This window comes from Mycolicibacterium pallens (assembly GCF_019456675.1).
GTDB classification, from domain to species: Bacteria; Actinomycetota; Actinomycetes; order Mycobacteriales; family Mycobacteriaceae; genus Mycobacterium; species Mycobacterium crocinum.
Genome location: NZ_CP080333.1, coordinates 3,562,038 through 3,588,017 on the forward strand (window position 1 = coordinate 3,562,038; position 25,980 = coordinate 3,588,017).

General features: G+C 66.6%; 24 protein-coding genes and 1 tRNA gene. 9 read left to right on the forward strand and 16 right to left on the reverse strand.

From position 1 onward, the window contains the following. The first annotated feature begins 38 nt into the window (after positions 1–38). Positions 39–809, forward strand: coding sequence for a type I methionyl aminopeptidase (gene map, locus K0O64_RS17500; protein ID WP_071943774.1), 771 nt, complete (start codon positions 39–41; stop codon positions 807–809). Here the strand turns inward: map and K0O64_RS17505 are convergent. From K0O64_RS17505 to K0O64_RS17530, 6 genes are all read right to left on the reverse strand, one after another. Further along, the gene (locus K0O64_RS17505; protein WP_071943771.1) at positions 806–1,543 is read right to left on the reverse strand and encodes an ABC transporter ATP-binding protein; all 738 of its coding nucleotides are present in this window, start codon (positions 1,541–1,543) and stop codon (positions 806–808) included. The genes map and K0O64_RS17505 overlap by 4 nt on opposite strands. Beyond that, positions 1,530–2,366 (reverse strand): ABC transporter ATP-binding protein, encoded by an 837-nt coding sequence (locus K0O64_RS17510; protein WP_071943768.1) that lies wholly within the window; start codon positions 2,364–2,366, stop codon positions 1,530–1,532. The genes K0O64_RS17505 and K0O64_RS17510 overlap by 14 nt, the downstream gene beginning before the upstream one ends. Next, positions 2,363–3,553, reverse strand: coding sequence for a branched-chain amino acid ABC transporter permease (locus K0O64_RS17515; RefSeq protein ID WP_220045613.1), 1,191 nt, complete (start codon positions 3,551–3,553; stop codon positions 2,363–2,365). The genes K0O64_RS17510 and K0O64_RS17515 overlap by 4 nt, the downstream gene beginning before the upstream one ends. Then, positions 3,550–4,587 (reverse strand): branched-chain amino acid ABC transporter permease, encoded by a 1,038-nt coding sequence (locus tag K0O64_RS17520; protein WP_071943763.1) that lies wholly within the window; start codon positions 4,585–4,587, stop codon positions 3,550–3,552. The genes K0O64_RS17515 and K0O64_RS17520 overlap by 4 nt, the downstream gene beginning before the upstream one ends. A gap of 77 nt (positions 4,588–4,664) precedes the next feature. After that, positions 4,665–5,825, reverse strand: a complete 1,161-nt coding sequence (locus tag K0O64_RS17525; protein WP_276041174.1) for a branched-chain amino acid ABC transporter substrate-binding protein — start codon at positions 5,823–5,825, stop codon at positions 4,665–4,667. Positions 5,826–6,068: 243 nt separating this feature from the next. Continuing rightward, positions 6,069–6,686 (reverse strand): two-component system response regulator PdtaR, encoded by a 618-nt coding sequence (locus tag K0O64_RS17530; protein WP_071943757.1) that lies wholly within the window; start codon positions 6,684–6,686, stop codon positions 6,069–6,071. A gap of 115 nt (positions 6,687–6,801) precedes the next feature. Between K0O64_RS17530 and K0O64_RS17535 the strand changes: the two genes are divergently transcribed. Further along, a tRNA-Leu gene (locus tag K0O64_RS17535) sits at positions 6,802–6,878 on the forward strand. 2,157 nt (positions 6,879–9,035) lie between these two features. Here K0O64_RS17535 and K0O64_RS17540 read toward each other — a convergent pair. From K0O64_RS17540 to K0O64_RS17550, 3 genes are all read right to left on the reverse strand, one after another. Beyond that, on the reverse strand, positions 9,036–9,299 hold the full coding sequence (locus K0O64_RS17540; protein ID WP_096311662.1) for a hypothetical protein: 264 nt from the start codon (positions 9,297–9,299) through the stop codon (positions 9,036–9,038). A 112-nt stretch (positions 9,300–9,411) separates the two neighbouring features. Then, complete coding sequence (locus K0O64_RS17545; protein ID WP_125477454.1) at positions 9,412–9,666, reverse strand: hypothetical protein; 255 nt, start codon at positions 9,664–9,666, stop codon at positions 9,412–9,414. Between the two features lie 10 nt (positions 9,667–9,676). Then, entirely contained in the window at positions 9,677–10,450 is a 774-nt protein-coding gene (locus tag K0O64_RS17550) for a nitrilase-related carbon-nitrogen hydrolase (RefSeq protein ID WP_434085469.1), read from the reverse strand. A 144-nt stretch (positions 10,451–10,594) separates the two neighbouring features. Here K0O64_RS17550 and K0O64_RS17555 point away from each other — a divergent pair, with 144 nt between their 5' ends. Continuing rightward, the gene (locus K0O64_RS17555) at positions 10,595–11,866 is read left to right on the forward strand and encodes an adenylate/guanylate cyclase domain-containing protein (protein ID WP_225933755.1); all 1,272 of its coding nucleotides are present in this window, start codon (positions 10,595–10,597) and stop codon (positions 11,864–11,866) included. Here K0O64_RS17555 and K0O64_RS17560 read toward each other — a convergent pair. The 4 genes from K0O64_RS17560 to K0O64_RS17575 all read right to left on the reverse strand — a co-directional run bounded on the left by K0O64_RS17560 (position 11,863) and on the right by K0O64_RS17575 (position 14,970). Next, entirely contained in the window at positions 11,863–12,360 is a 498-nt protein-coding gene (locus K0O64_RS17560; protein WP_071943743.1) for a Dps family protein, read from the reverse strand. The genes K0O64_RS17555 and K0O64_RS17560 overlap by 4 nt on opposite strands. Positions 12,361–12,428: 68 nt before the next feature. After that, positions 12,429–13,181: an amino acid ABC transporter ATP-binding protein gene (locus tag K0O64_RS17565; protein ID WP_174714196.1), complete on the reverse strand. Its 753-nt coding sequence runs from the start codon at positions 13,179–13,181 to the stop codon at positions 12,429–12,431. A gap of 11 nt (positions 13,182–13,192) precedes the next feature. Then, on the reverse strand, positions 13,193–14,113 hold the full coding sequence (locus tag K0O64_RS17570) for an amino acid ABC transporter permease (RefSeq protein ID WP_096311666.1): 921 nt from the start codon (positions 14,111–14,113) through the stop codon (positions 13,193–13,195). A 5-nt stretch (positions 14,114–14,118) separates the two neighbouring features. Further along, positions 14,119–14,970 carry an ABC transporter substrate-binding protein gene (locus K0O64_RS17575; RefSeq protein ID WP_096311667.1) on the reverse strand — a complete coding sequence of 284 codons (852 nt, stop codon included), beginning with the start codon at positions 14,968–14,970 and terminating at the stop codon, positions 14,119–14,121. A gap of 225 nt (positions 14,971–15,195) precedes the next feature. On the opposite strand from K0O64_RS17575, the gene K0O64_RS17580 reads away from it, so the two are divergent. The 6 genes from K0O64_RS17580 to K0O64_RS17605 all read left to right on the forward strand — a co-directional run bounded on the left by K0O64_RS17580 (position 15,196) and on the right by K0O64_RS17605 (position 22,205). Beyond that, entirely contained in the window at positions 15,196–15,777 is a 582-nt protein-coding gene (locus K0O64_RS17580) for an HdeD family acid-resistance protein (protein ID WP_174714131.1), read from the forward strand. A gap of 111 nt (positions 15,778–15,888) precedes the next feature. Next, positions 15,889–17,337: a cytochrome ubiquinol oxidase subunit I gene (locus K0O64_RS17585; RefSeq protein ID WP_071943728.1), complete on the forward strand. Its 1,449-nt coding sequence runs from the start codon at positions 15,889–15,891 to the stop codon at positions 17,335–17,337. Positions 17,338–17,347: 10 nt separating this feature from the next. After that, on the forward strand, positions 17,348–18,391 hold the full coding sequence (gene cydB / locus K0O64_RS17590; protein ID WP_220045615.1) for a cytochrome d ubiquinol oxidase subunit II: 1,044 nt from the start codon (positions 17,348–17,350) through the stop codon (positions 18,389–18,391). A 59-nt stretch (positions 18,392–18,450) separates the two neighbouring features. Further along, positions 18,451–20,055 (forward strand): thiol reductant ABC exporter subunit CydD, encoded by a 1,605-nt coding sequence (cydD, locus tag K0O64_RS17595; protein WP_220045616.1) that lies wholly within the window; start codon positions 18,451–18,453, stop codon positions 20,053–20,055. Then, positions 20,042–21,646 carry a thiol reductant ABC exporter subunit CydC gene (gene cydC, locus K0O64_RS17600; protein ID WP_220045617.1) on the forward strand — a complete coding sequence of 535 codons (1,605 nt, stop codon included), beginning with the start codon at positions 20,042–20,044 and terminating at the stop codon, positions 21,644–21,646. The genes cydD and cydC overlap by 14 nt, the downstream gene beginning before the upstream one ends. A gap of 10 nt (positions 21,647–21,656) precedes the next feature. Continuing rightward, positions 21,657–22,205, forward strand: coding sequence for a DUF4190 domain-containing protein (locus K0O64_RS17605; protein WP_220045618.1), 549 nt, complete (start codon positions 21,657–21,659; stop codon positions 22,203–22,205). On the opposite strand, the gene K0O64_RS17610 is transcribed toward K0O64_RS17605, so the two are convergent. The 3 genes from K0O64_RS17610 to pyk are packed head-to-tail and all read right to left on the reverse strand — an operon-like array spanning position 22,183 to position 25,925. Beyond that, entirely contained in the window at positions 22,183–23,607 is a 1,425-nt protein-coding gene (locus K0O64_RS17610) for an MprF family protein (RefSeq protein WP_425574812.1), read from the reverse strand. The two genes, K0O64_RS17605 and K0O64_RS17610, sit on opposite strands and share 23 nt — an antisense overlap. Before the next feature lie 22 nt (positions 23,608–23,629). Next, a complete protein-coding gene (locus tag K0O64_RS17615) occupies positions 23,630–24,496 on the reverse strand; it encodes an acyl-CoA thioesterase (protein WP_220045619.1) in 867 nt (288 codons plus the stop codon). Positions 24,497–24,506: 10 nt separating this feature from the next. Continuing rightward, positions 24,507–25,925: a pyruvate kinase gene (gene pyk / locus K0O64_RS17620; RefSeq protein WP_071943716.1), complete on the reverse strand. Its 1,419-nt coding sequence runs from the start codon at positions 25,923–25,925 to the stop codon at positions 24,507–24,509. Positions 25,926–25,980: the final 55 nt, after the last annotated feature.

The following is a 25,980-nucleotide window of genomic DNA, read 5'->3' on the forward strand; positions in this document are numbered from 1 at the left end:
TACGGTATAAAAATACCGACGAAGGGAAACGCACTCCGATGATCGAACTCAAGACCGCCAAGGAAATCGACAAGATGGCCGTCACGGGTGACTTTGTGGCGCGCACCCTGGCGACCCTGGCCGCCGAGGCCGAACCGGGCGTTAACCTGATGCAGCTCGAACACCGCGCCAGGGCGCTGATCGACGAGCGCGGTGCGGTGTCCTGCTATTGGGACTACTCTCCGTCCTTCGGCCGCGGCCCGTTCCGCAACGTCATCTGCCTGTCGGTCAATGATGCTGTGCTGCACGGGCTTCCCTGGGACTACGTGCTGCGCGACGGTGATCTGCTCAAGCTGGACTTCGCCGTGTCGATCGACGGCTGGGTGGCCGACTCCGCGGTCACGGTGATCGTCGGCGACAACGCCGACGCCGCGGACACCGCACTGGTCGACTCCACCCGCCGCGCACTGGACGCCGGTATCGCGGCCGCGGTGCCCGGCGGCCGGCTCGGCGACATCTCGGCGGCCATCGGCGAGGTGGCCGCTGCCGCGGGCTACGCCGTCAACACCGACTTCGGCGGGCACGGGCTGGGCCGCACCATGCACGAGGACCCACACGTGCCCAACCGTGGCAAGCGCGGCCGCGGGATGGTGCTCAAACCCGGCCTGACGCTGGCGCTGGAGCCGTGGTGGGGACGCGGAACCAACCGGCTCACCGTCGACCCCGACGGCTGGACCCTGCGGGCCGCCGACGGCTCCAACACCGCACACTCCGAGCACACCATCGCCATCACCGAGCAGGGGGCGCGTGTACTGACCCGTGCGGCTTAGGCCACCCCGAGGTAGGCGGCGCGAATACTGTCGTCGGCCAACAACTCTCGGGCCGGACCGCTGCGTGTGATGGTCCCGGTCTCCAGGATGTAAGCGCGGTCGGACCGGGTAAGCGCCTGCTGGGCGTTCTGCTCCACCAGCAGCACGGTGGTGCCCTGCGCGTTGATCTCGGAGATGATCTTGAAGATCTGCGAGATGATCATGGGCGCCAGCCCCATCGACGGCTCGTCGAGCAGCAGCACACGCGGGCGCGCCATCAGCGCTCGGCCGATCGCCAGCATCTGCTGCTCCCCGCCGGACAGGGTGCCGCCGACCTGGGTCCGCCGCTCGGCGAGCCGCGGGAAGGTCTCGAACACCCAGTCCAGCCGCTCACGGCGCTCGGCCTTGCTGTCGAACTTGCGCCCGTAGCAACCCATTTCGAGGTTCTCGGTCACGCTCATCCCGGGGAACACGCCGCGGCCCTCGGGCGCCTGGATCAGCCCGTCGATCGCGCGCTGGTGGGCCTTGACCCGGCTGATGTCGCGGCCCTCGAACCACACGGATCCCCGCGACAGCGGCCGCAGCCCGGAGATGGCCCGCATCATCGTGGTCTTCCCGGCACCGTTGGAGCCGAGCAGCGTCACCAGCTCCCCCTGTCGCACCTCCAGCGAAACCCCGTGCAGCGCTTCGATTCTCCCGTAATGCACCACGGCGTCGCGGACCTCGAGCAGCGGCGCGTTCTCAGAGCTGGTCATCGGGCACCCCCAGGTAAGCGGCGATCACGGCCGGGTCGTCGCGGATCTCGGCGGGCAACCCGTCGGCGATCTTGCGGCCGAACTCCAGGACGACGATCCGGTCGGTGACGCCCATGACCAGTCGCATGTCGTGCTCGATGAGCAGCACGGTGTAGCCGTCGTCGCGGATGGCTTGGATCAGGTCGATCAGTGCAGCCTTCTCGCTGGGATTGAAGCCCGCCGCGGGCTCGTCCAGACACAGCAGCTTCGGCTCGGTGGCCAACGCCCGCGCGATCTCCAGTCGACGCTGGTCCCCGTACGGCAGGTTCTTGGCCTTCTCTTCGCCACGGTGCGCGATACCGACGAATTGTAGGAGCGCGGCGGCCTTTTCGATGGCGGAGCTCTCTTCGCGGCGATGCCGGGGTGTCCGCACCAGGGCGCCGGGCACCGACGTCTTGTGTCGCGCATCGGTGCCCACCACGACGTTCTCCAGCGCGGTCATCTCGCCCCACAGCCGGATGTTCTGGAAGGTTCTGGCGATTCCCCGCCGGGTGATCTGGTGACGTTTGATCCGGCCCAGCGGCGCCCCGTCGAAGGTCACCGAGCCCGAACTCGGCCGGTACACACCGGTGATCGCGTTGAAGCAGGTGGTCTTGCCTGCTCCGTTCGGACCGATCAGCCCGAGGATTTCACCGCGCTTGATCGCGAAACTCACCGAATCCAGAGCGGTCAAACCGCCGAACTTCACGGTGAGATCCTTCGTCTCCAGCAGGGTTTCGCCCTCGGCGACCACGGTGTCACGGTGGTAGGCGGCCAGTTCTTCGTCGATCTCGGGCTCGGTCATGCCGCCGCCTTGCTGTCATCGGCTCTGCTCAACAGTTTTCGGGCTCTATTGCCGTAGGTGAGCAGTTGCTGGCGCACCGGGAACAGACCCTGCGGCCGGAAGATCATCAGCACCACCAGTGCCAGGCCGAAGAACAGGTACTTCAGGTCGCCGAGGTTGATGCCCAGGAAGTGCACACCGAGCAGCCGGTTCGGCAGGTAGACGATCACGAACGCCCCGAAGATGACGCCGAGCTTGTTGCCCTGCCCGCCGAGGACGACCGCGCACAGGAACAGCATCGAGTTGATGATGTTGAACGTCGGCGGCGCGACGTATTGGACCTGCCCGGCGTACAGCGCCCCGGACAGTCCGCCGATCGCGGCGCCGATCACGAACGCCCACAGCTTGAACCGGAATGTGTTGACGCCCATCACTTCCGCGGCGTCCTCGTCCTCGCGGATGGCCACCCACGCCCGGCCCACCCGGCTGCGCTCGAGATTGCCGACCAACAGCAGGATCGCCACGATCAGGATCAAGCCGAGCCAGAACCACCACGTCCCGTAGTTCGCGTGGCCCGTCGAGTTACCGCTGGAGAAGACCCCCTCGGGCAGCTTGTCGGTCTGTCCGACTCGCGGATAGGCCACCCCGTTGAGGCCGCGGGAACCGTTGGTGACGCCGGACAGGTTGTCGGCGAGCAACCGGATGATCTCGCCGAATCCCAGTGTGACGATGGCCAGGTAGTCACCGCGCAGTCGCAACGTCGGGATGCCGAGGATCAGGCCGGCCAGCGCGGTGAACGCCATGGCAAGCGGCACGCACGACAGCCAGGCCCAGTTCTCGCTGAACGCGCCGCCGTCGCTGAGCTGATTCCACGGGCTGTCGGGACTGGTGAGCAGGGCCACGGTGTAGGCGCCGACGGCATAGAAGCCGACGTAGCCCAAGTCCAGCAGACCGGCCTGGCCGACGACGACGTTGAGGCCGATCGCGATGATCGCGACCATCGCGAACTGAGCCATGGTGCCGCCGAAGCTGATTCCCGGCGTGTCGAAGAACGGGGGCGGAAACAGCGGCGAGAGCGCCAGCAATGCGAAACCCAGTACTCCGAAGCCCCACTTTTGCACTCGGCACAGGCCCGCCCACCAGCCGCGCAGACCGTCGCCGGGAGCCAGTAGCCGGCCCGACCACTTTCCTGGCGTCTGCTCGCTCATGCCCGTGCCTTTCCGAGGCTTTCCCCGAGTATCCCGGTGGGCCTGATCAGCAGCACCAGAACCAGCAACACGAACGCGACGACGTCACGCCATTGGGTGCCGAACACCGCCTGGCCGTAGTTCTCCATGATGCCCAGCACCAGGCCACCCAGCAGCGCCCCGCGTAGGTTGCCGATGCCGCCGAGCACGGCCGCCGAGAACGCCTTGATACCCAACAGGAATCCGCCCGAGTAGATGATGCCCTGCGGCACCTTGACGGTGTACAGCAGCGCGGCCGCACCGGCCAGCAGACCACCGATCAGGAATGTCGTCAGGATGATGCGTTCCCGGGATACCCCCATCAGCGTCGCTGTAGTCGGGTCCTGAGCCACCGCGCGAATCCCGCGGCCGAACTTGGTCCGGTTGATCGCGATGTCGGTCAACGCCGCCAGGACCAGCGCCGCCGCGACGATCACCAGCGTGACGTTGGAGACCGTGGCACCGAAGATGTGGAACTGAGTTTTCGGCTGCACCAGGATGATCGGCTGCTGCGCATTGCTGCCGCCGTAGCCCTTGATGATCTTCGGCAGCACGAAATGCACGAATTCCTGCAGCACGAACGACATGCCGATGGCGGTGATCAGGAACGTCAGCGGTCGTGCGTTACGCCGCCGCAGCGGTCGATAGGCGATGAACTCCAAACCCATTGCCGCCGAACCGGATACCAGCATCGCGAACAACATGGCGATGCCCAGGTAGAGCACCGTCAGCAACACGCCCTTGCTGTAGGCGTTACCGCTGGGCGTGAAACCCAGAATCATGTCCAGGCAGAAGTAGGCGCCGAACATGCCGAACATGAAGATCTCGGAGTGCGCGAAGTTGATCAGCCGCAGCACACCGAACACCAGGGTGTAGCCGACGGCCACCAGCGCATAGATGGCGCCCCACGACAATCCGTCGATGGTCAACTGCCAGAAGCCGTCTCGCAGATTGTCGATGTTGAAACCGATGTCACTGGCGAGATACGTCATCTGGCCGAAGCTCTCGTAGACCATCTAGGCGGCAGCCTCCTTGGTGTCTGAAACGAGAACGCGTCCGAGCCTTGCGGTCCCGGACGCGTCTCGCGTATCGGCTACTGAACCTTGTAGATCCAGATCAGGGTGGTGGTGAGCTCACCCTTGTCGGTCCACTGGTACTTACGGGCCACACCCTGCCCGTTGTAGTTCTTCACCCAGTCGAGCAGGTCGGCCCGGGTGATCTTGCCTGCGTCGATGCCCTTCAGCAGGATCGTGCCGAGGTCGTAGCCCTCGGTGCTGTAGGTGCCGGGAGCCTGACCAAACTTCTTGGTGTACTCGTCGGCGAAGGAACCGGTGGCCGGCCCGCAGGGGCACGACAGGATGGCGTCCTTGGACGACTGGCCGGCCTGCTTCACGAACTCCGGATCCTTGGTGCCGTCGGCACTGACGAACTTGCCGGTGTAACCGCCGTCGCGCAGCTGCTGGACGAACGGCGCCGCCTCGGCGTAGTAGCCGCTGTAGAACACCGAATCCGGCGACTGGCCCTTGACCTGGGTGACCGCGGCCGAGAAGTCCTTATCGCCCTTCTTGACCGAGATCTTGCAGGCGTCGAGGGCCACCGGGCCGAGGGTCTCGCGGACCGCGGCCGCCAGACCGGTGCCGTAGTCGGTGCTGTCGTCGACGACGCAGACCTTGGTTTGCTTGAGCGTGTTCTTCAGGTAGTTGGCGACCGACGGACCCTGCACTCCGTCGTTGGCCAGGCCGCGGAAGAACGTCTTCCAGCCCTGCTCGGACAGCGTGACGTTGGTGGCCGACGCGGTGGCCGCGACCAGACCGGCCTGGTCGAAGACCCCGCCGGTGGCCTTGGTCTCGCCCGAGAACGCCGGTCCGACAAGGCCGATGGTGAACGCGTCGTCGACGATCTGCGGCGCGATCGCGGTAGCCTTCTGCGGGTCACCCTCGGTGTCGAACGGCTTCAGTTGCACCTGGCAGCCCGGATTGGCGGCGTTGTGCTTGTCGATCGCCAGCTGCACGCCGTCCTTGATGTTGATGCCCAGTGCGGCGTCCGGCCCGTTGAGCGCGCCGGCCATCGCGATGGACACCGGCGGGCAGGTGGCCTTGCCGTCGCCGGCCGGGTCGGCTGGGGTGGCACCTGCGTCGGGCTTGACCTCAGCACCGTTCTGGTCGATCTGAACCTGCTCGACGATCTTCAGGTCGCCCTGCGAGGAGCTCCCACCATTCGACGGGGACTGCTGGTTGCAACCGGCGATAGCCATGACCGCCAGCAACGTTGAACTAGCGGCGATTGCACTGCGTGTCGCGCGTCCGCGCACGTTTCACCTCCGGGTCAGTAGTTTCACGGCGCCGACATCGCAGACCACCATCCGGCCCACCCTCGACACTGCGGTAGAACATAACCAACCGGTGGCCGCAGCGCGTCATCTTGGCCAACGCCTGGCCGTGAGCATATTCCGGATCGCGGCAAACGGCGCGGTCAGAGGAAATGCAGAGTTAACGCGTCAATTCGACGCCGGATCCGCACCGGGCGTGTCGAGCGTCTCCAGCACCACCTCGGCGACCCGTTTCATGGTGGTCCGCCGGTCCATGGCGGCGCGCTGGATCCACTTGAACGCCTCGGGTTCGGTCATCCCCTGGTTGGCCTGCAGCAGACCCTTGGCCCGTTCCACCAGCTTGCGGGTCTCCAGCCGGTCCGACAGGTTGGCCACCTCGCGCTCGAGTTCGGCAATCTCGCCGAACCGGCTGACCGCGACCTCGATGGCCGGGATCAGATCGCTGATCGAAAACGGCTTCACCAGGTAGGCCATCGCACCGGCATCGCGCGCCTTCTCCACCAGATCGCGCTGGCTGAAGGCGGTCAGCACCACGATCGGAGCGATGCGCTTGCTGGCGATCTCGGCGGCCGCGTCGATCCCGTCGCGGCGCGGCATCTTGACGTCCATGATCACCAGGTCGGGGCGCAGCTGCTCGGCCAGCTCGACGGCTTCCTGGCCGTCGCCGGCCTCGCCGACCACCTCGTAACCCTCATCGCGAAGCATTTCGGCCAGATCCAGCCGGATCAACGCCTCGTCCTCGGCGATCAGCACGCGTCGGGCAATACGGTCTGGGGCGTCGGTCATGCAGACATTGTCGCGTGAACGGCCCCAAACAGCGACCGCGGGGCGCCGCGGCCGACCGGTTGGCGGCGCCGCTGCCGTCATCCACTATGGTGGGACACCGCCGTCGCGACGGCCTGCCCTCGTATCCCAACTGGCAGAGGAAACGGATTCAAAACCCGTGCAGTGTGAGTTCGAATCTCACCGAGGGCACCAAGAAAGACCAGCTCAGAGCATCATGGTCTGAGCTACACGAGAAGCGGATCCGCCCAAAAAGCAGCCGGTAGGCACAACAGCGGTAGGTCGCAGCTCATGCCCGAAGTCACACGTACAGCTCGGGCGAGTGGTCGACCTCTGATACCGGCCGCCACGGCATGGCGAGCAAATGTTAGCCCGCGCTAGCGAACCAGACGGCCCGGTGTGGGCATGCAAGCCGGGGCGTTTCTCTAGGCGCTTGACGCTCTCGGGAAAGCCGCCCGCCCTCGCAACCGCATGGGGGGTAATGCGGCGCGAGGGGCGGGCGGGTCCGACCCCCCAGGAGCGCGGTGGCAGGACAGTCCCCCAACGTCATAATTATCTATCACGTTAATAGTAGAGATGTTCGCCGAACGGACAGACGCGGGTGCTTCCGGCCGCATCATCGGGGCGAGGCCGTTTTGCTCAACGCATGCTCGATACCTTGCACCCCGAGCGTCGCGCGCGTGGTCGACGAACCGGTGCGGGTGTTTTGAGCGCTTCGTGACCGGGCCTCGGCGAAGGGCACATTGCGGGTAACGCTGGCAGCAGGACGGCCAGCGCGGAGATCGAAAGCCGGTCGGGGCGACGGCGCCAACGACGTCGAGGCGTCCAGAGCATGCGAGGCGAGCTATAGGAACGAAACGGGCCGCCACATCGTTTCACTAGCGAGACCGCGCTGCGGCCTGTCCCCCCTTGCCGCAGCGGGGTCTCCCTTCGCACGATGGATAGACGGTCCGAGTAGTTAACTACGTGCGCCCGTTACCCGTCTTCGCTTTTGGCTCAGAGTTAATCACCCTGGCCGCGTTGCGCTCCGACAAGCCGCCCGGCCAGGGTGAGCCCGCAGGCGTTGCCTTCTAACCCTGCGGGTCGGACCCTCGCCCGGGCTCCGTTGCGCTCCCCAGCCGCGCGGCCAGGGAGAGGTGGCCAGAGATGTCAGCGAACATGGCGTGCTACGCCGCGGCACGCGTAACGGAGTTCGACACAGAAGTCAGCGTTCCAGTAACGGCCCGGAGACAAGGCCAATGTGGACGCTGCGAGCCGGAAGGACGTGAATTGCGGACGGAGAGAACCACTTTCGGCTGACACCAATTGGGGCCCTTGCGAAAACAACCCAGGCTTATGGTGTCGATGGATTCGATCGGCCGAGAGACGGTCGCGTCAGCATCCTCTGTCGAATTACGGGTCACTTGTCGAATACATAAGCGGCCAAAGCTACCGTCACACCAACAAGCAGAACAATGAACAGAACCTTATAGATCAGGTATTGATCGCGCCGGAATGCGGACTTGACCCGCCTCCGGAGCCGCCTCAGCGTTCGCATGCCCCCTCCTTTGCTAAGTGAGAGGCCCGCCATGACGCATCTCCCCCTTATTGCACGAACATGGCGGGCCGTAAAGCGAAAGTTGCCTGTTCATCGGCATGCATAAACCGAAACGACGAGTGTTTCGCGTCACAGAATTGGCGCTTGCGCAAGGTAACTGATTTGGAGTTCGAGTAGCGACGACGCGTGTCCGCTGGGCCGGATTGGTCTGCCTGACGCCGGGCACGGAACCGCTCGGCAACAGCGTCGCCCCGCTGCGGACCCCAAGACGTTCGCCAATGCCCACAGTCGACAGCGGCGCCTCCGCGCGGCCCGGGGGTCCTGCTGATCTGCTAGCACCCCAGCCTCACTTCTATGCGCCGACTCGCGGACGAGTTCGCAGCTCGCGTGGCCGAATCGGCCAACACGCACCGGCTCGGAGGGTCTCGTGCTGGCGACATCGGCCGACGATATCCGCTAGATCATTGACAACGACGAATACCGGTACCGCCCGCTGGTCGCTCAGCAGATTTTCCCGGGCCAGGATGTCGGGCTCAAGTGTTCACGGTCGACGGCGAAGCAATCCTCGGCGCACCGCAAGTGCGCGAGGGCTCGACGGTCGCCCACCTCGACGCGTGTCAGGGTCCGGACCGGCAGGTGAGCTTCCTCGAGTGCAACCCCCGGATCTTGGCCGCGGTCGCTACTCGTACGGATGCGGCGCAAGCCGTGGTCGGTGGACCTACAACCGGCGCGGCCTGGCGCAGGGCTGCGCGGATCCGGTGCTGCTACTGCGCCGCTCTTCGACCGCTCCACGCGGCGAGAGTTTCAGGCCTGACTTACCGGATGCAGTTGTTGCCGACGATTTCCTTGCAGACCGCTCCCGGGGGCGCCGGGTTGACCGTTGGCGAGAACGAGTTCCCGCCGCCGGGGGTGACGGCCTTTTCGGTGGGCGACGGTGCCACGGTGGACGACGGAGTGGTCGTCGTCGACGACGGGGCTTCCTTCTCGTTGGGGCTGCAGGCGGTCAGCGCCCCCATCCCGACGATCGCGGCCCCGCCAGCAAAGAGTGCAATGTGGCGAGTCAAGCGCCCAGAGCTCATGTTCGTTCCCACTCCCCGTCGTCATCGGCCGATCCGGTACGGCCTGGTCAGGCGAGCATACCCATCGGCAAACTTTCGGCAGGCGCAAATCGCGCATCTTCCGACGAGTCGATCAGCCGATCCCGATCACCAATCCGCCGCCCCAGAACGGCCAACCCCAGTTCGGCGTGGCGATCGTCCCCGGCGAGGTGGTGATCTGCGCGTTGCCCGGACTCTGACAGACCGTCGTGGTGGTGGGTCCCACGTTCGTACACGTGGGGCTGCCGGAAGCCGTTGCGGCTACGCCCATTCCGGCGAGCAGTATTGCCGCGAAGAACAGCAGGGTTCCCGCCACCACATGCCATAGGCGGATACCACGGGTCTTCATCGCAGTTCTCTCAATACAGGTCGATACGGCGATCCGACAGCAGGTCGACGTACTCCGTCAGTGTCTTGTCGTGCGTCGCCGACAGGTCGACGTCGGCGATGGCCAGCCCGGGCCCCGCGCCGGCCTCCGCGACCACCCAGCCGTCGGGGTCGACGATCACGGACCCCTCGGTCCACGGTTGATTGCGCTCCACGCCCGCGCGATCACACACCGCGACGACCACCCGATTGAGCCTCGCGGTCGACATCGCCGTGATCACCTCACCCGGCCGCTCCCCCTCCGGGCGCGGGAACAATGGCCAATTCACCGGCGCCGCAATCAATTCCACGCCATCGACCGCCACCCGGCGGGTCACCTCACCGAACTCCAGGTCGTAGCAGACCATCACCGCGATCGCACCGTGGCGGGTCTTCAACACCGGCGGCAGCTCGCCGCCACGGGTGAAGATCAGCTTCTCCCGGTCCCACAGGTGCGTCTTGCGGTAGGTGGCGATCGGCCCCTCGCGGTCCAGCGCCAGCGCGCTGTTGTAGAGCAAGCCGTCGTCGCCGAGCTCGCAGAACCCGCCGATCACGATCGCGTCCCCGGCGGCCGAGCGCCACGCCTCGAAGGCAGGGTCGGTCGGGCGCAATGCCACCGAGCGAGCTTCGTCGGCGTCGGTGAACATGTAGCCCGATGTCGCCAACTCGGGCAGCACCACCACGTCCGCACCCTGGGCGACGGCGTCGGCGACGGCGGATGCCGAGAGCTCGATGTTGGCGTCCAGCGCGAGGATGGTCGGGTCGATCTGCGCACAGGCAATGCGGGTCACTCTTGCAGGTTAGCGCCGCTGCACCAGCCGTGCAGATAAGCTGCCGACGTGGGCACCCTGCGAAAATGCGCCGGTTCGGTGCCGTCGGACGGGCCGGCCCAGCGCGCGGACTGCGAGCGCATGCAGCGCCGCACGCCGGCCCGAAACCTGCACTGGGCGGAGTCCATCAAACGCAGGCAACGGGTGCTCAACATCGCGGCGTCGATGGCCGCCGTCGTCACCGCCGTCGTGGGGATCCTGCAGTTCATCACCGGGGAGCACCTGGTGGTCATCGGGTTGGTCAACCTCGGCACCGCGGCGATCTTCGGGATCATCCCGCTGCTGCACCGGTTCGGCGACATCATCGCCGCGCTGGCCTTCGTCTTCTTCGCCTTCGTATCGCTGACCATCGTCGGCTGGCAGGTCGGCACGGACTCCGGCATCCAGTTCTACTACCTTGTGTCGGCATCACTGGCGGTGCTGGTGCTCGGCGTCGAACACGTCGTGCTGGCGTCGACGGTCGTCGCGATCGGCGCCGGGTTGACCATCGCATCGCAGTTCCTGGTTCCCGGCGACACCGGTATCCAGCCGCGCTGGCTGGTCAACGCCGGCTTCGTGATCACCACGGTGTCCGCGTGCGTGATGATCTTCGCGACGGTCTGGTACGCCATGCGGGAGGTCTCGCGTGCCGAAGCCGCAATGGAATTCGAGTACCTGCGCTCGGAAGCGCTGCTGGCCAACATCCTGCCGGCCACCATCGCGGCACGGCTGAAGGATCCCGCCCGCGGCGTGATCGCCGACCGGTACGACGACGCCTCCATCCTGTTCGCCGACATCGCCGGCTTCACCGAACGGGCCAGTCAGATTCCGCCGGCCGAGCTGGTGCGCTTCCTCGACCGGCTCTACACCACCTTCGACCGGCTCGTCGACAAGCACGGCCTGGAGAAGATCAAGACCACCGGCGACTCCTACATGGTGGTCAGTGGTGTGCCCGAATCCCGGCCGGATCACGTCGAGGCACTTGCGAATCTCGCCCTGGACATGGCCAAGGCGGTCCGAGATCTGCGCGATCCCAATGGCCAGCCCGTGCCGTTGCGGATGGGGATGGCTGCGGGCCCCGTCGTCGCCGGCGTGGTCGGCGCCCGCCGGTTCTTCTACGACGTGTGGGGCGACGCGGTCAACGTCGCCTCGCGGATGGAGACCACCGACCCGGAGGGTCGAATCCAAGTGCCCCAGGATGTCTACGAACGGCTGCGGGACCGCTTCGTCCTCGAGGAACGCGGCGACGTCGACGTCAAGGGCAAGGGCCTGATGCACACCTGGTATCTGGTCGACCGCCGGGCACAACCTGCCCCGGACAGCAATCGACCCGCCCAGGAAGAGACTGGGCGGGTCGAAAGTCCAACCGGCTAGACCTTGCGGTTCTCCGACTTGAGCAGCCAGGCCAGCTTCTCCAGGCCGTCGATCATCTGGTGCAGCTGATCGGCGGTGGTGGGGTCCTCGGCGTCGACGGCGTCGTGGACGTCGCGCATGGTGTCCACGACGGCGTAGATCGCGGTGGTCACCAGGTCGACCACCTCAGTGGTGTTGTGTTCGTAGCCGGGGATTTGCGGGACGCTCGTGGTGGCCGCGACCGTGTCGGAGCGGCCGTCGGGTACCGCGTCCAGTGCGCGCATGCGCTCGGCGATCGTGTCGCTGGCTTCACGGGCGAAGTCGACGAGTTCGTCGAGCTGTAAGTGCAAGTCGCGGAAGTTCGTTCCCACGACGTTCCAGTGCGCCTGCTTGCCCTGCAGGTGCAATTCGATGAGGTCCACCAGCACTCGCTGCAGGCTGGCCGCCAGTTCGGGCGAGGCGTGGAATCCGGTTACTTCTGCGGAGTTTCGTCGTTGTCCGGTCGCTGTCGTCATGCTCTATGCAACGCCGACGTGACAGGCATTCCTGCCCGGAATTCCTGTCATCCTCGTCACGCCAGGGGCTACATCACCTTTGATAGGAAGGCCTTGGTGCGGTCGTGCTGCGGGTTGCTCAGAACCTCCCGCGGTGGCCCGCTTTCGACGATCACCCCGCCGTCCATGAACACCAACTCGTCGGCGACCTCACGGGCGAAGCCCATCTCGTGGGTCACCACGACCATCGTCATGCCCTGACTGGCGAGCTTTTTCATCACGCCGAGCACTTCACCGACGAGCTCGGGGTCCAGCGCCGACGTCGGCTCGTCGAACAGCATCAGCTTCGGTTCCATCGCCAGTGCGCGCGCGATGGCCACCCGCTGCTGTTGCCCGCCGGAGAGTTGCGCGGGATACGCATCGGCCTTGTCGGACAAGCCGACCTGGGCGAGCAATTCGCGGGCCCGCGCGACGGCCTGGGCCTTCTTCACGCCCTTGACCTGAACCGGCGCCTCGATGATGTTGGCCAGCGCGGTGCGATGCGGAAACAGGTTGAAGTGCTGGAAGACCATCCCGACGTCGCGACGCTGTTTGGCAGCATCGCGTGGCGACATCTCGTACAGCTTGTCACCCCGCTCGCGATACCCGACCAATTCCCCGTCGACGTAAAGCCTTCCGGCACTGACGGTTTCGAGGTGGTTGATGCACCGCAAGAAGGTCGACTTGCCGGAACCCGACGGGCCGACCAGCACCAGCACCTGCCCGCGGTCCACCGACAGCGTGACACCCTTGAGCACCGACAGGGCCCCGAAGTCCTTGCACACCCGCTCGGCGCGCACCATGGGTTCGCCGGTCATACGTGTCCCGCCTCCGTGCCGGTCTGCGCCTTCGCCAGCGCCTCGAGCTGTTTGGACGTCAGCCGCCGGGATATGCCTCGGGAGAAATACTTTTCGAGGTAGTACTGCCCCACCATCAACACACTGGTGACCACCAGATACCAGGTTGCGGCCACCAGCAGCATCGGCACCGGCTCGAACGTCCGGGCCGCGATCTCCCGCGAGGCGATGCTGTACAGGTCATACGAATAGGGCACCGCCGTCACCAGCGACGTGGTCTTCAGCATGCTGATCACCTCGTTGCCGGTGGGCGGGATGATGACCCGCATCGCCTGCGGAAGCACGGTGCGGCGCATCGTCATTGCCCACGACATACCCAACGCGGTCGACGCCTCCGACTGCCCCTCGGGCACCGAGGTGATTCCGGCGCGGATGATTTCGGCCATGTAGGCCGCCTCGTTGAGCCCGAGTCCGATGACCGCCAGCAGGAACGGGATCGACAGGTCCTGCAGGTCCAGATGAAAGAACGACGGACCGAACGGAATACCGAGCTGGATGTTCTGGTAGATCGTCGGGATCAATCCCCAGAACACCAACTGCACGTACACCGGAGTACCGCGGAATATCCACAGGAAAACCCATGCCACAGCACCGAATACGGGGTTGGGCGACAGTCGCATCACCGACAGGATCACACCGAGCACGATGCCCAGCACCATCGCGTAGACGGTCAGCTGCAGCGTGTTGAACACGCCGAGCATGATGCGGTCGTTGAACAGGTACTCGCCGTAGGTGGACCAGCCGTAGGCGGGGTTGGTGGCCGCGCCATACAGGAAGAGTCCGAGCAGGACGACGATGACGGCCGCCCCCACCCACCGCCACGGATGACGAAGTGGGACCGCGTTGATGGCAGGTGGGGCCGACTCGTCGACAGCCATATCGGTTAGCTGGTCCCCCCGTTGATGACGGGCTTGGTGACCATTCCGGCCTCGACACCCCAGTTGCTGGCGATCGTCTTGTAGTCACCGGTCGAGATCAGGTGCTCGAGGGCCTTCTGCAGCGACGCGGCCAGGGGCGAGCCCTTGGCCACCGGCCAGCCGTACGGTGCCGAGTCGAAGATCTCGCCGGCGGCTTCGAGCTTGCCGTTGCTCTGCTTGATGGCGTACGCGGTCACCGGCGAATCCGCCGACATGGCGTCGGCCTGGCCTAGCACGACGGCGTTGGTGGCGGCGTCCTGCCCGTCGAACTTCAGGATCTCGATGGCCGGCTTGCCGGCGTCGGTGCACGCCTTGCTCTTCTTGGGCAGCTCGTCGGTTTCCTCGGTGGTGGTCGCCTGCACGGCAACCTTCTTGCCGCACGCGTTGTTGGGGTCGATCGGCGAGCCGGGTCGCTGCGCCCACAGGATGCCCGCGTTGAAGTAGTCGACGAAGTCCACCGACTGCTGACGTTCCTTGGTGTCGGTGAACGACGACATACCGACGTTGAAGGTGCCCTGCTGGATCGACGGGATGATCTTGGCGAAGTCCGCCTCGCGGAAGTCCGCAGTCAATCCCATCGTGGAGGCGATCGCATTCATCAGATCGACGTCGAAGCCGACGATCTTGCCGCTGGGATCCTTGAATTCGTTGGGCGCGTAGGGGATGTTCACGCCGACGACCAGCTTGCCCGACTTCTTGATCTCGTCGGGAACGGTCGCGGCGATCTCGTCGACCTTCTGCGCCTTGGCCGCCGTGGTCGCGGTCGACGGGCCTGCGCCGCCCGAGTCGTTCTTGCTGCTGCAGCCCGATAGGGCCATGACGCCCGCCACGGCTACCACTCCGGCAATGCGACACCAGTTCTGCACGGTTGCCTCTTTCTCTCGACTGCATCCGGGCTGTCCCGCCCGAAACTAATGGCCGGTTGGGCGTTTTGTACTCCCGGTAACGGAACAGTAGTAGCACCGTAACCATCTGGCAGCGGAACCTGATCTTCCCCCGATGAACTGCCCAGACGCGCCAATCCTCTGTGCGACACTTCGGCCATGACTACTACCTCTGCCCCGCCGCTGCTGCCGCATCTGTGGAAGTCGGTCCTGCTGTCGGGCGTGTTGTCGCTCGCCCTTGGCGTCCTGGTACTCGTCTGGCCGGGAATCTCGATCCTCGTCGCGGCGATCTTCTTCGGCGCCTACCTTCTGGTCACCGGCATCTCGCAGGTGTTCCACGCCTTCACCCTGCATGTGTCGGCCGGCGGCCGGGTCATGCTGTTCATCAGCGGCGCCGCCGCCCTGATTCTGGCGGTGCTGTGCTTCCGCAGCATCCAGAACTCCATTCTGCTGCTGGCCATCTGGATCGGCGTGGGCTTCATCTTCCGCGGCGTCGCCACCGCGGTGTCCGCGATCAGCGATCCGGACACACCGGGCCGTGGCTGGGAGATCTTTGTCGGCGTGATCAGCCTCCTCGCCGGCATCGTGGTGCTGGCGTCGCCGTTCCCGTCCCTGGCCACCCTGACCCTCGTGGTCGGCATCTGGCTGGTCGTGATCGGAGTCTTCGAGATCGTGGCGAGCTTCGGAATCCGCAAGGCGTCGAAAGACATCGGACAACGGATCACCGCCGCTCAGACCTAGGATCCTCGTCACAAAAGGCCAAAAGGCTCTAGCGCGAACGGCGCGGACCGCTACTACACTCTGTCGTAGATAGGCGATCCGCGCCTTTCGCGTTCCTTGGAGAGTTCCGCGATGAGTGCTCTTGACGTGTCCCGGTGGCAATTCGGAATCACGACGGTCTACCACTTCATCTTCGTCCCACTGACCATCGGGCTGGCGCCGCTGATCGCGATCATGCAGACGATCTGGGTGATCACCGACAACCCGGCCTGGTACCGGCTGACCAAATTCTTCGGCAAGATCTTCCTGATCAACTTCGCGATCGGCGTTGCAACCGGCATCGTCCAGGAGTTCCAGTTCGGGATGAACTGGAGTGAATACTCCCGCTTCGTCGGCGATGTGTTCGGCGCGCCACTGGCGCTCGAAGGCCTGGTCGCGTTCTTCCTGGAGTCGACCTTCATCGGCTTGTGGATCTTCGGCTGGACCCGGCTGCCGCGGTGGCTGCACCTGACGTCCATCTGGCTGGTGGCCATCGCCGTCAACCTGTCGGCGTTCTTCATCATCACCGCGAACTCCTGGATGCAGCACCCGGTGGGCACCCGGTTCAACCCGGCGACGGGTCGCGCCGAACTGCAGAGCATCGTCGAGTTGTTCACCAACAACACCGGAATCGCGGCGTTCTGGCACGCGGTGGCCGCATCGTTCCTCACCGCGGCGACGTTCGTGGCGACGGTGTGCGCCTGGTGGATGGTGCGGGCCAAGGGAGCGCCGGACGCCACCGCCCTCTACCGTCCCGGTGCGATCCTCGGCTCGCTGGTGGCGCTCGTGGCGTGTGTCGGCCTGTTCTTCACCGGCGACGTGCAGGGCAAGCTGATGTTCCACCAGCAGCCGATGAAGATGGCCGCGGCGGAATCGTTGTGCCACACCGAAACCGATCCCAACTTGTCGCTTCTGACCGTCGGCACGCACAACAACTGCGACAGCATCACCCGCGTCATCGAGGTGCCGTTCGCACTGCCGTTCCTGGCCGAGGGCAAGTTCAGCGGCGTGACGCTGCAGGGCACGAACGACCTTCAGCAGCAATATGAACAGCGGTTCGGCCCCGGCTGGTATGTGCCGAATCTGTTCGTCACGTATTGGGCCTTCCGCGCCATGATCGGCCTGATGGCGGTGCCCCTGCTATTCGCGCTGACCACGCTGTGGCTGACTCGGCGCGGCCGCGTCCCGGGCGCAAGGTGGTATTCGCGCTTCGCGCTGTGGACGATTGCGACCCCGTTCCTGGCGTCCATCGCCGGCTGGGTGTTCACCGAGATGGGCCGCCAACCATGGGTGGTCGCGCCCAACCCCGATGGCGACCAACTCGTCCGGCTGACCGTGCGCCAAGGCGTGTCCTTGCACGGGCCGGGTCTGGTCTGGGTGTCGCTGATCTCGTTCACGTTGATCTACGCGGTGCTGGCCGTGGTGTGGTTCTACCTGATCCGCCGCTACGTCACCGCGGGCCCGCTCGAACACGACGCCGAACCGGCGCCGCCTACCCCACCCGGGGACGACGAAGTCGCACCCCTGTCGTTCGCCTACTGAGGAGACAATCATGGGGCTGCAACAGATTTGGTTCGTCATCGTGGCCGTGCTGTTCCTGGGCTTCTTCGTCCTGGAGGGCTTCGACTTCGGTGTCGGTATGGTGATGGCGTGGCTGGGCCGGATCGGCAAGGGCGATAACGAGAGTCACCGCAGGGCGGTGCTCAACACAATCGGTCCGGTCTGGGACGGCAACGAGGTGTGGCTGATCACCGCCGGCGGAGCGATGTTCGCGGCCTTCCCGCACTGGTATGCCACCGTGTTCTCGACGTTGTACCTGCCGCTGCTGGTGATCCTGCTGTCGATGATCGCGCGCATCGTCGCCATCGAATGGCGCGGCAAGATCGACGACCCGAAGTGGCGGCGGTGGTGCGACATCGGCATCGCGACCGGGTCGTGGCTGCCTGCGATCCTGTGGGGTGTCGCCTTCGCGATCCTGGTCAACGGGTTGCCGGTGGGGCCGGACAAGAATGTCACGGGGCTGTCCATCACCGATGTGCTGAATCCGTACACGCTGCTCGGTGGGTTGGCCACCTGCTCGCTGTTCTTGTTCCACGGCGCGGTGTTCCTGGCGCTCAAGAGCGGCGGCGAGGTGCGTGGCGATGCGGTGCGGGTGGCCCGCACGCTGGCCCTGCCCGCCACTGTGCTGGTCGGCGCGTTCGGCCTGTGGACCCAGTTGGCACATGGCAAGTCGTGGACGTGGGCGGTCCTGGCCGTCGCGGTGATCGCCCAGCTTGCCGCAGTCTCGGCCGCGTGGGGCGCGCGGGAGGGCTGGGCGTTCTTGGCGACGACGATCGTCGTCGCCGCGGTGGTGACGCTGCTCTTCGGGTCGCTGTACCCGAACCTGGTGCCGTCGACCATCAGCCCGGCCTACGACCTGACGATTTTCAACGGATCGTCCAGCCCGTACACCTTGAAGGTGATGACTTGGGCCGCAGCGATATTCACTCCGATCGTGCTGGTCTACCAGGGCTGGACGTACTGGGTGTTCCGTAAACGGATCTTCGCTGAGTCGATTCCGAAGTCGGTCGGCCTGCCCCGCAGGCGCGTGCCCTGAGCACCGACCGGCGGCGGTCGGGCCCGCTGGACCCACGTCTGTGGCGGGCCTCGTCAGCCGTGCGCCGGTATCTGGTCGCGACGGTCGGCTGCGGCACGCTGATTGCCGGCTGCGCCATCGCCGGCGCCGTGATCCTCGGCCATCTGGTAGCCGGTGTCATCACCGATCCGGCCACCCGCAACCTGGCGCACTGGCGCACCGAACTGGCGATCCTGGCCGCGCTGTGGCTGTTTCGGGCGCTGATCCAATGGCTGCAGGGACGACTCGGTCAGCGCGGCGCCAGCGCGGTGATCGCCGACCTCGGCGGCCGGGTGCTGCGGACGGTCACCGCCTTGCCGCCTGGTGAACGCAACCTCCAGCGCGACGATGCCGCCACGGTGGTCACCAGTGGACTCGATGGCCTGCGGCCCTATTTCACCGCATACCTCCCGGCCCTGTTCCTGGCGGCGATCCTGACCCCGGCCACGGTGATCGTGATCGCGGTCAACGACATTCAATCCGCGGCGATCGTGCTGGTTGCCCTGCCGCTCATCCCGATCTTCATGGTGCTGATCGGACTGGCCACCGCCGAACGGTCGGCCGCCGCACTGGAAGCGATGACCACACTGCAGGCCCGACTCCTGGACCTCATCGCCGGCATCCCCACCCTGCGCGCGCTCGGCCGCGCTGATGGCCCGGCCGAGCGCATCGCCACACTCGGTGCCGCTCATCGCCGTTCGGCGATGGCCACCCTGCGCATCGCCTTCCTGTCCGCACTGGTACTCGAGCTCATCGCCACGCTGGGTGTGGCGCTGGTCGCGGTCAGCATCGGACTGCGACTGGTGTTCGGCGAGATGAGCCTGGCGGCCGGACTGACGGTATTGCTCCTGGCGCCCGACGTGTTCTGGCCGCTGCGCCGCGTCGGTGTCGAGTTCCATGCCGCGCAGAACGGAAAGGCCGCTTCCGACAAGGCGTTCGCGTTGATCGAACAGAACCCCGAGCCACCGGCGGGCACCCGCACCGTCTCGGCCGCCGGCGCGGAAATCGTCCTCGACGGGCTCAGTGTCGCCGGGCGCGACGGCCTGTCGCCGCACCAGCTGTCCGGCCGGGTACTGCCCGGCGAGGTCACCGTGCTCACCGGCGCCAACGGCGCGGGCAAGACCACCACCCTGCTCGCGATCGCCGGACTGCTCACCCCGACAAACGGCCGGGTGACCGTCGACGGTGTCGACGTCGACGAGCTCGACCGCCCGGCCTGGTGGCGGCAGCTGGCCTGGCTTGCGCAACGCCCGGCGATCATCCCGGGGACCGTCGCGGACAACCTGACGCTGTTCGGCCCACTCACCGACACGCAAAGCGCCTGCGATGCAGCCGGTTTCACCGAGGTGCTGAACACCCTGCCCGACGGCATGGACACCGTGCTGGGCCGCGGCGGGGTGGGTCTGTCGCTGGGCCAGCGGCAGCGGCTGGGCCTGGCCCGCGCTCTGGGCTCCCCCGCGCCCGTGCTGCTGCTCGACGAACCCACCTCACATCTCGACGAGGCCACCGAACACACTGTGCTGCAGGCGATCCGCAACCGCGCAGCGGGTGGGGCCACCGTCATCGTGGTCGCGCACCGCGACAGTGTGGTACGGATCGCCGATCACGTCATCGCGGTGGAGGCCGATCAGTATGCCCGCATTTGACCGGCGGCGGCTGCTGCTGGCCATCGCCCTCGGCACGCTGGCACTGGGCAGCGCGCTGGCCCTGGCCGGGGTGTCGGCCTGGCTGATCACCCGTGCCTGGCAGATGCCGCTGGTGCTGGACCTGTCGATCGCCGTGGTCGCCGTCCGCGCGCTGGGCATCTCCCGGGGCGTGTTCGGCTACTGCGAACGACTGGCATCGCACGACACCGCGCTGCGGGCGGCTGACGGTGAACGCACCGAGATCTACCGACGGCTGGCCCACGGCCCGGCCGACGTGACGGCGCGACTGCACAGCGGTGACCTGCTGACGCGAGTCGGCACCGACGTCGACACCGTCGCCGACGTCGCCGTCCGCGCCTACGTCCCGATCGGTGTCGCTGCCGTGCTCGGTGTGGCCGCCACGACCGTCATCGCCATGATCTCCCCCGCCGCGGCCGTCGTCCTCGCGGTGTGCCTGCTGATCGCGGGTGTGCTGGCGCCCGGGTTGGCCGCGCGGGCGGCACGCGCCCAGGAAGAGGTCGCCCGCAGGCAACAGTCCGATCGCGATATCGCCGCCGTCACCGCACTCGAGCATGCCGCCGAGCTGCGGGTCGCCGGCCGGCTACCGGCCGTGATCGCCGAAGCCGAAGAGCGGCAGCGTGATTGGGGCTCTGCGATCGACCGGGCGGCCGCCCCCGCCGCTGCGGCGGCCGCGGTGCCGACGCTGGCCGTCGGGGCCGGCGTCATCGGAGCCGTCGTCGCCGGAATCGGCATCGCCGCGCACACCGCACCCACCACGCTGGCGGTGCTGATGTTGTTGCCGCTCTCGGCATTCGAGGCGACCGTCGCGCTGCCGGGCGCGGCCGTCGCACTGACCCGCGGGCGAATCGCCGCCGCACGACTGCGGGACCTGCTCCCCGCGCCCGCCACGCAGGCGACCGTCACCCTCACCGCACCCGCCGAGACACCGGTCCTGCGAGCCGACGTGCGGGCCGGCTATCCCGGCGGCCCCGTGGGCGAGCACGTCACCCTGACGTTGCAACCCGGTGCCCGCTTGGCGATCACCGGCCGCAGCGGCGCGGGCAAGACCGCGCTGTTGATGACGCTGGCCGGGCTGATCCCGCCGATTGACGGCACCGTCACCATCGACGACACACCGACCGGCGAGCTCACCGAATCTCAATTACGCAGCGCCATCAGCTATTTCGCCGAAGACGCTCACCTGTTCAGCACCACCGTGCGGGACAACCTCCTGGTGGCGCGAGGCGACTGCACCGACTCAGAGCTCACCGATGCGCTGGCCGCGGTGGGCCTTGACGAGTGGCTGTCCGGCCTGCCCGACGGGTTGGGCACCGTGCTCGGTGGCGGTGCGGCCGCGGTGTCGGCGGGTCAACGCCGCCGGCTGCTGCTGGCGCGGGTATTGCTGTCCCCGGCGCCGATCGTGCTGCTGGACGAGCCGACCGAACACCTCGATGCGGCCGACGGCCAACGCATCCTCACCGCCCTGCTCGACGGCCGGCTGCTGGGCCCACGACGCACCGTGGTGGTCGCCAGTCATCAACTTGGTATCGACCTCGCCTGTCCGCGACTATCGATCGGCCACGACAGGTAACGTGCAATCCATGACTGAGCCCCCAGAGCAGGCACCTCAGCAGCCCACCCCGCCGCCGCAGCAGGCCGCGCCGCCGCCACCTCCGCCCGGCTATCCCGCCCCGCCGTACGGCCAGTATCCCGGCGGCTATCCGCCGGCCCCGCCGCAGCCGTATTCCGGCTACACACCGCCGCCCACCGGCCCGCGCAACGGCCTGGGCGTCACCGCGCTGGTCATCGCGATCGTCGCGCTGCTGTCGTCGTTCTCCGTGGTCGGCGGCATCATTCTGGGCATCGTCGCGGTGATCATCGGCTTCGCCGGCCGCAGCCGCGTCAAGCGCGGTGAGGCCAACAACGGCGGCGTGGCGCTCGCCGGCATCATTCTCGGTTTCCTCGCGATCATCGTCGGCCTGGCGTTCATCGCCGTCTGGGTCGGCGTGTTCAAGGAAGTCGGCGCCACCGACTACATCGACTGCCTGCAGAAGGCCGGCCAGGATCAGCAGCAGGTCCAGCAGTGCGCCGACGAGTTCAAGCAGTCCGTGGAAAACAAGTTCAGCGTCACGTTGACGCCGACGCCGTAGGAGGAAGCTGCCGCCGCCGCGGCACGAACTCCAGCGAGAGCAGCACGACCAGAAGCGGCAGCACCTGACTCAGCGGCAGCAGCACGTAGCGGCGATCGCCGAGGGCGTGGAACTTGCGCAGGTAGCGGTACAGCGACTCCAGCGCGATCAGCGAGTCACCGAGGTGGATCGCCGTGTAGAAGAACGTGCTGAGCGCCCCGCGCTGCTTGTCGTTGAAGATCTCCGGAAACGCGGCGAACGCCAAGGAAAGACGTTGTGTCCCAAGCTGTTTCATCGCTTGGATCATGTCGACCGAGAGCCGCTCGTCGATACCGTTCGGGGCGCCGCGGCGCCGCCACGGGATGTCGAGGGTGACATCAGTGCCGCCGCCGGCCACCGCGTACCGGTGGAATCCCTGCACCCGGCCGGCCTTGTCCCGCGCGATGATCAGCAGGACGCCGGGATAGCGACCGGTCAACGCTCCGTCGAGGATCATCGAGAAGCCGCGCTCGGTGCGCGCCCCTTTCGCCGACGACAGCAGCACGTCGGTGAGTTCGGCCTGTCGTCGGTCGTCCAGTCCCTGCTCGGCGACGATCTCGGTGCTGATGCCGAAGTTGTGGGTGCGCTGGACTGCCTGACGCAGGTTGCGGAACTTGCGGCCCACCATGTCGAAGGACGGCACATCGATCACGACGTCGCGGCCGATCGGCACCGGCCGCAGTGTCCGCCCGATCACCGCGGGGTCCCGCCACAGCCCGAGCCGGCGCTCGCTGCAACCCAGCACGACCACGCGCCAACCGTGGGTGTGGCACATGCCGACGAAGTCGCCGACCAGCTCCTCGAATCGGAGTTCGTCACCGATCGGGTCACCGCTGACTACGGCGTAGCCCAGCCGGGTGCGGTAGGCGATCGCGGCGGTGCCGTCCGCGCTGAAGAAATAGCTCTTGAGGGTCTGCATCGCGAACGGTGCCACCGGATCACCGCGGGTCGCCTCGACCAGCGCCCACACCCGGGCCAGCTGCGCCGGCTCCGGCCGCGCGGTCATCGGCCACATCAGCAGCAGCCCCGACATCGCGACCAGCACATCGCCGGTGACGTCGAAGGCCAGCAGATGCGCGGCGAAGCCGGCCAGCACCGCGATCGCGGCCGCGATCGCATGCGCGGCGGTCACCGGCCGGCCCAGGAAGATGCCGCGGGCGATCAGGGCGACCGCGGCCAGGATCGTCAACGACCAGGCGACGCGGCTGTCGGCATGCCAGTGCGTGTGGTGGTGGTGTGCGCGGATCATCAGCACGGTGAGCCAGCTCGTGGCGATCAGCAACGCCAGTGCACCCACCCAGCGAGCAGCCAGGGTGTCGACATGCACGACAACCCGTTCTCTGGCGCGCAGGCGCTGCGCGACCTGAACCGGCGGTTCGGTCACACGAGGAACAATACGCCCGCTATCAGGCATTTCCTGGGAAGTGCTTGACGATTCCTTCTTGGGTCACGGTGGCCACCACGTCCCCGGAGGGGCTGAAGAAGTGGCCGCTGCCCAGGCCGCGCGATTCGGCGGCGGCCGGTGAATTCGTCGAATAGAGCACCCAGTCGGAGAAATCGACCTGCCGGTGGAACCACAGTGAATGGTTGACCGTGACGGCGAAGATGCGGTCCCAGCCCCACGACAGTCCATGCGTGGTGATGATCGAGTCGAGGATCGTGGTGTCGGACGAATAGATCATCGCGGCGGTGTGCAGCGTCGGGTCGTCCGGCATCGCGCCATCGGCCTTGAGCCACACCTGATTTCCGGTGAGAGTGCCGCCCTTTTCGCGCATGATCCAGGAGGGCTCGTTGGTGTAGCGCCACTGGATGGGACGTAGCGCTTCGACGAATCCGGGCACCACTTTCTCGTACCCGACGAGGAGCTCGTCAATCGTGGGCAGCGTCTCCGGCGACGGCAGATTGGGCATCGGAACGCCGTGTTCCAGTCCGCTGCCTGCCGAGATGTAGGACACCAGCGCGGTGGCCAGCAGCGTGCCGTTCTGAATCGCGTCGACGCGCCGGTTGGCGAAGCGCCGCTCGTCGCGCAGCCGCACGACGTGGTACTTGATGTCTTCGGCCGGATCGCCGCCGCCGATGAAGTGCACCGACAACGCGCTCGGTGCGATCTCGTGCCGCAGGGTGCGGGTGGCTGCGACGAACGCCTGCGCCATCAACTGTCCGCCGAAGGTGCGCGGCGGGTTCTTGTGCGGATGCGCGCCGGCGAACACGTCGTCGCCGAGGTCGGACAGGTCGAGAATGGCCAGCAGCTCGTCGAGGTCCGCGTTGGCCAACAGTCTCTCCCTAGTGGTCGTCCTCCCCGATCCGGTGGACGTGAATCAGGTTCGTCGAGCCTACTGTGCCCGGCGGCACACCTGCGACGATGATCACCAGGTCACCCCGCTTGTAGCGGCCCAGCTCGAGCATCGAGCGGTCGACCTCGCGAATCATGTCGTCGGTCGTCTCCATGTGCCCGACGATGAACGTCTCGGTGCCCCAGGTCAGCGCCAGCTGGCTGCGGACCTCCGGCAGCGCGGTGAACGCCAGCAGCGGCAGCGGGGTGTGTAGCCGCGCCAGGCGCCGCACGGTGTCCCCGGATTGGGTGAACGCGACCAACGCTTTGGCGTCGAGACGCTCACCGATGTCGCGGGCGGCATACGAGATGACGCCGCGCTTGGTCCGCGGCACGTGGGTGAGCGGCGGTGCGGCCGTCGAGTTCTCCTCGACCGCACCGATGATGCGAGCCATGGTCCGTACCGCCTCCAGCGGGTACTTGCCGACCGAGGTCTCCCCGGACAGCATGACCGCGTCGGCGCCGTCGAGCACGGCGTTGGCGACGTCGGAGGCCTCGGCCCGGGTGGGGCGGGAGTTCTCGATCATCGACTCGAGCATCTGGGTGGCCACGATCACCGGCTTGGCGTTCTCGCGGGCCATCTGAATGGCCCTTTTCTGCACCAGCGGAACCTCTTCCAGCGGCAGCTCGACGCCGAGGTCGCCGCGGGCCACCATGACGGCGTCGAAGGCCAGCACGATCGCCTCGAGGTTGTCGATCGCCTCGGGCTTCTCCAGCTTCGCGATCACCGGGACGCGTCGGCCGACCCGGTCCATCACCTCGTGCACCAACTCGACATCAGCCGGTGAGCGGACGAACGACAGCGCCACCAGGTCCACACCCAGGCGCAGCGCGAACTCGAGGTCTTCGATGTCCTTCTCGGACAGCGCCGGCACCGAGACGTTCATGCCGGGTAACGACAGACCCTTGTTGTTGCTGACCGGGCCGCCCTCGGTCACCGTGCAGACCACGTCGTCGCCATCGATGTGTTCGACGACCAGCGCCACCTTGCCGTCGTCCACCAGCAGCCGGTCCCCCGGTTGGGCATCACGGGCCAGGTTCTTGTAGGTGGTCGAGACCCGGTCGTGGGTGCCTTCACAGTGCTCGACGGTGATGCGCACCGTCTCGCCGTTAGCCCAATACGTCGGGCCGTCCGCGAATCGGCCCAGCCGGATCTTGGGCCCCTGCAGATCGGCGAGGATGCCGACCGCGCGGCTGGTGACGTCCGATGCCTGGCGAACTCGCTTGTACGCCGCCTCATGGTCGGCGTAGTCGCCGTGGCTGAAGTTCAGGCGGGCCACGTCCATGCCGGCGTCGACCAGAGCCTTCACCGACTCGTCAGTGCTGGTGGCCGGGCCGAGGGTACAGACAATCTTGCCGCGTCTACTCACGACGCCCCAGCATAGTCGCGGTTCACGGGCATCTCGACCGATACAGATGGCGGCG

Coding starts and splice junctions, on each gene's coding strand:
- map (WP_071943774.1), top strand. CDS start 39: ATGATCGAACTCAAGACCGCCAAGGAAATCGACAAGATGGCCGTCACG.
- K0O64_RS17505 (WP_071943771.1), bottom strand. CDS start 1,543: ATGACCAGCTCTGAGAACGCGCCGCTGCTCGAGGTCCGCGACGCCGTG.
- K0O64_RS17510 (WP_071943768.1), bottom strand. CDS start 2,366: ATGACCGAGCCCGAGATCGACGAAGAACTGGCCGCCTACCACCGTGAC.
- K0O64_RS17515 (WP_220045613.1), bottom strand. CDS start 3,553: ATGAGCGAGCAGACGCCAGGAAAGTGGTCGGGCCGGCTACTGGCTCCC.
- K0O64_RS17520 (WP_071943763.1), bottom strand. CDS start 4,587: ATGGTCTACGAGAGCTTCGGCCAGATGACGTATCTCGCCAGTGACATC.
- K0O64_RS17525 (WP_276041174.1), bottom strand. CDS start 5,825: ATGGCTATCGCCGGTTGCAACCAGCAGTCCCCGTCGAATGGTGGGAGC.
- K0O64_RS17530 (WP_071943757.1), bottom strand. CDS start 6,686: ATGACCGACGCCCCAGACCGTATTGCCCGACGCGTGCTGATCGCCGAG.
- K0O64_RS17540 (WP_096311662.1), bottom strand. CDS start 9,299: ATGAGCTCTGGGCGCTTGACTCGCCACATTGCACTCTTTGCTGGCGGG.
- K0O64_RS17545 (WP_125477454.1), bottom strand. CDS start 9,666: ATGAAGACCCGTGGTATCCGCCTATGGCATGTGGTGGCGGGAACCCTG.
- K0O64_RS17555 (WP_225933755.1), top strand. CDS start 10,595: ATGCAGCGCCGCACGCCGGCCCGAAACCTGCACTGGGCGGAGTCCATC.
- K0O64_RS17560 (WP_071943743.1), bottom strand. CDS start 12,360: ATGACGACAGCGACCGGACAACGACGAAACTCCGCAGAAGTAACCGGA.
- K0O64_RS17565 (WP_174714196.1), bottom strand. CDS start 13,181: ATGGTGCGCGCCGAGCGGGTGTGCAAGGACTTCGGGGCCCTGTCGGTG.
- K0O64_RS17570 (WP_096311666.1), bottom strand. CDS start 14,113: ATGGCTGTCGACGAGTCGGCCCCACCTGCCATCAACGCGGTCCCACTT.
- K0O64_RS17575 (WP_096311667.1), bottom strand. CDS start 14,970: ATGGCCCTATCGGGCTGCAGCAGCAAGAACGACTCGGGCGGCGCAGGC.
- K0O64_RS17580 (WP_174714131.1), top strand. CDS start 15,196: ATGACTACTACCTCTGCCCCGCCGCTGCTGCCGCATCTGTGGAAGTCG.
- K0O64_RS17585 (WP_071943728.1), top strand. CDS start 15,889: ATGAGTGCTCTTGACGTGTCCCGGTGGCAATTCGGAATCACGACGGTC.
- cydB (WP_220045615.1), top strand. CDS start 17,348: ATGGGGCTGCAACAGATTTGGTTCGTCATCGTGGCCGTGCTGTTCCTG.
- cydC (WP_220045617.1), top strand. CDS start 20,042: ATGCCCGCATTTGACCGGCGGCGGCTGCTGCTGGCCATCGCCCTCGGC.
- K0O64_RS17605 (WP_220045618.1), top strand. CDS start 21,657: ATGACTGAGCCCCCAGAGCAGGCACCTCAGCAGCCCACCCCGCCGCCG.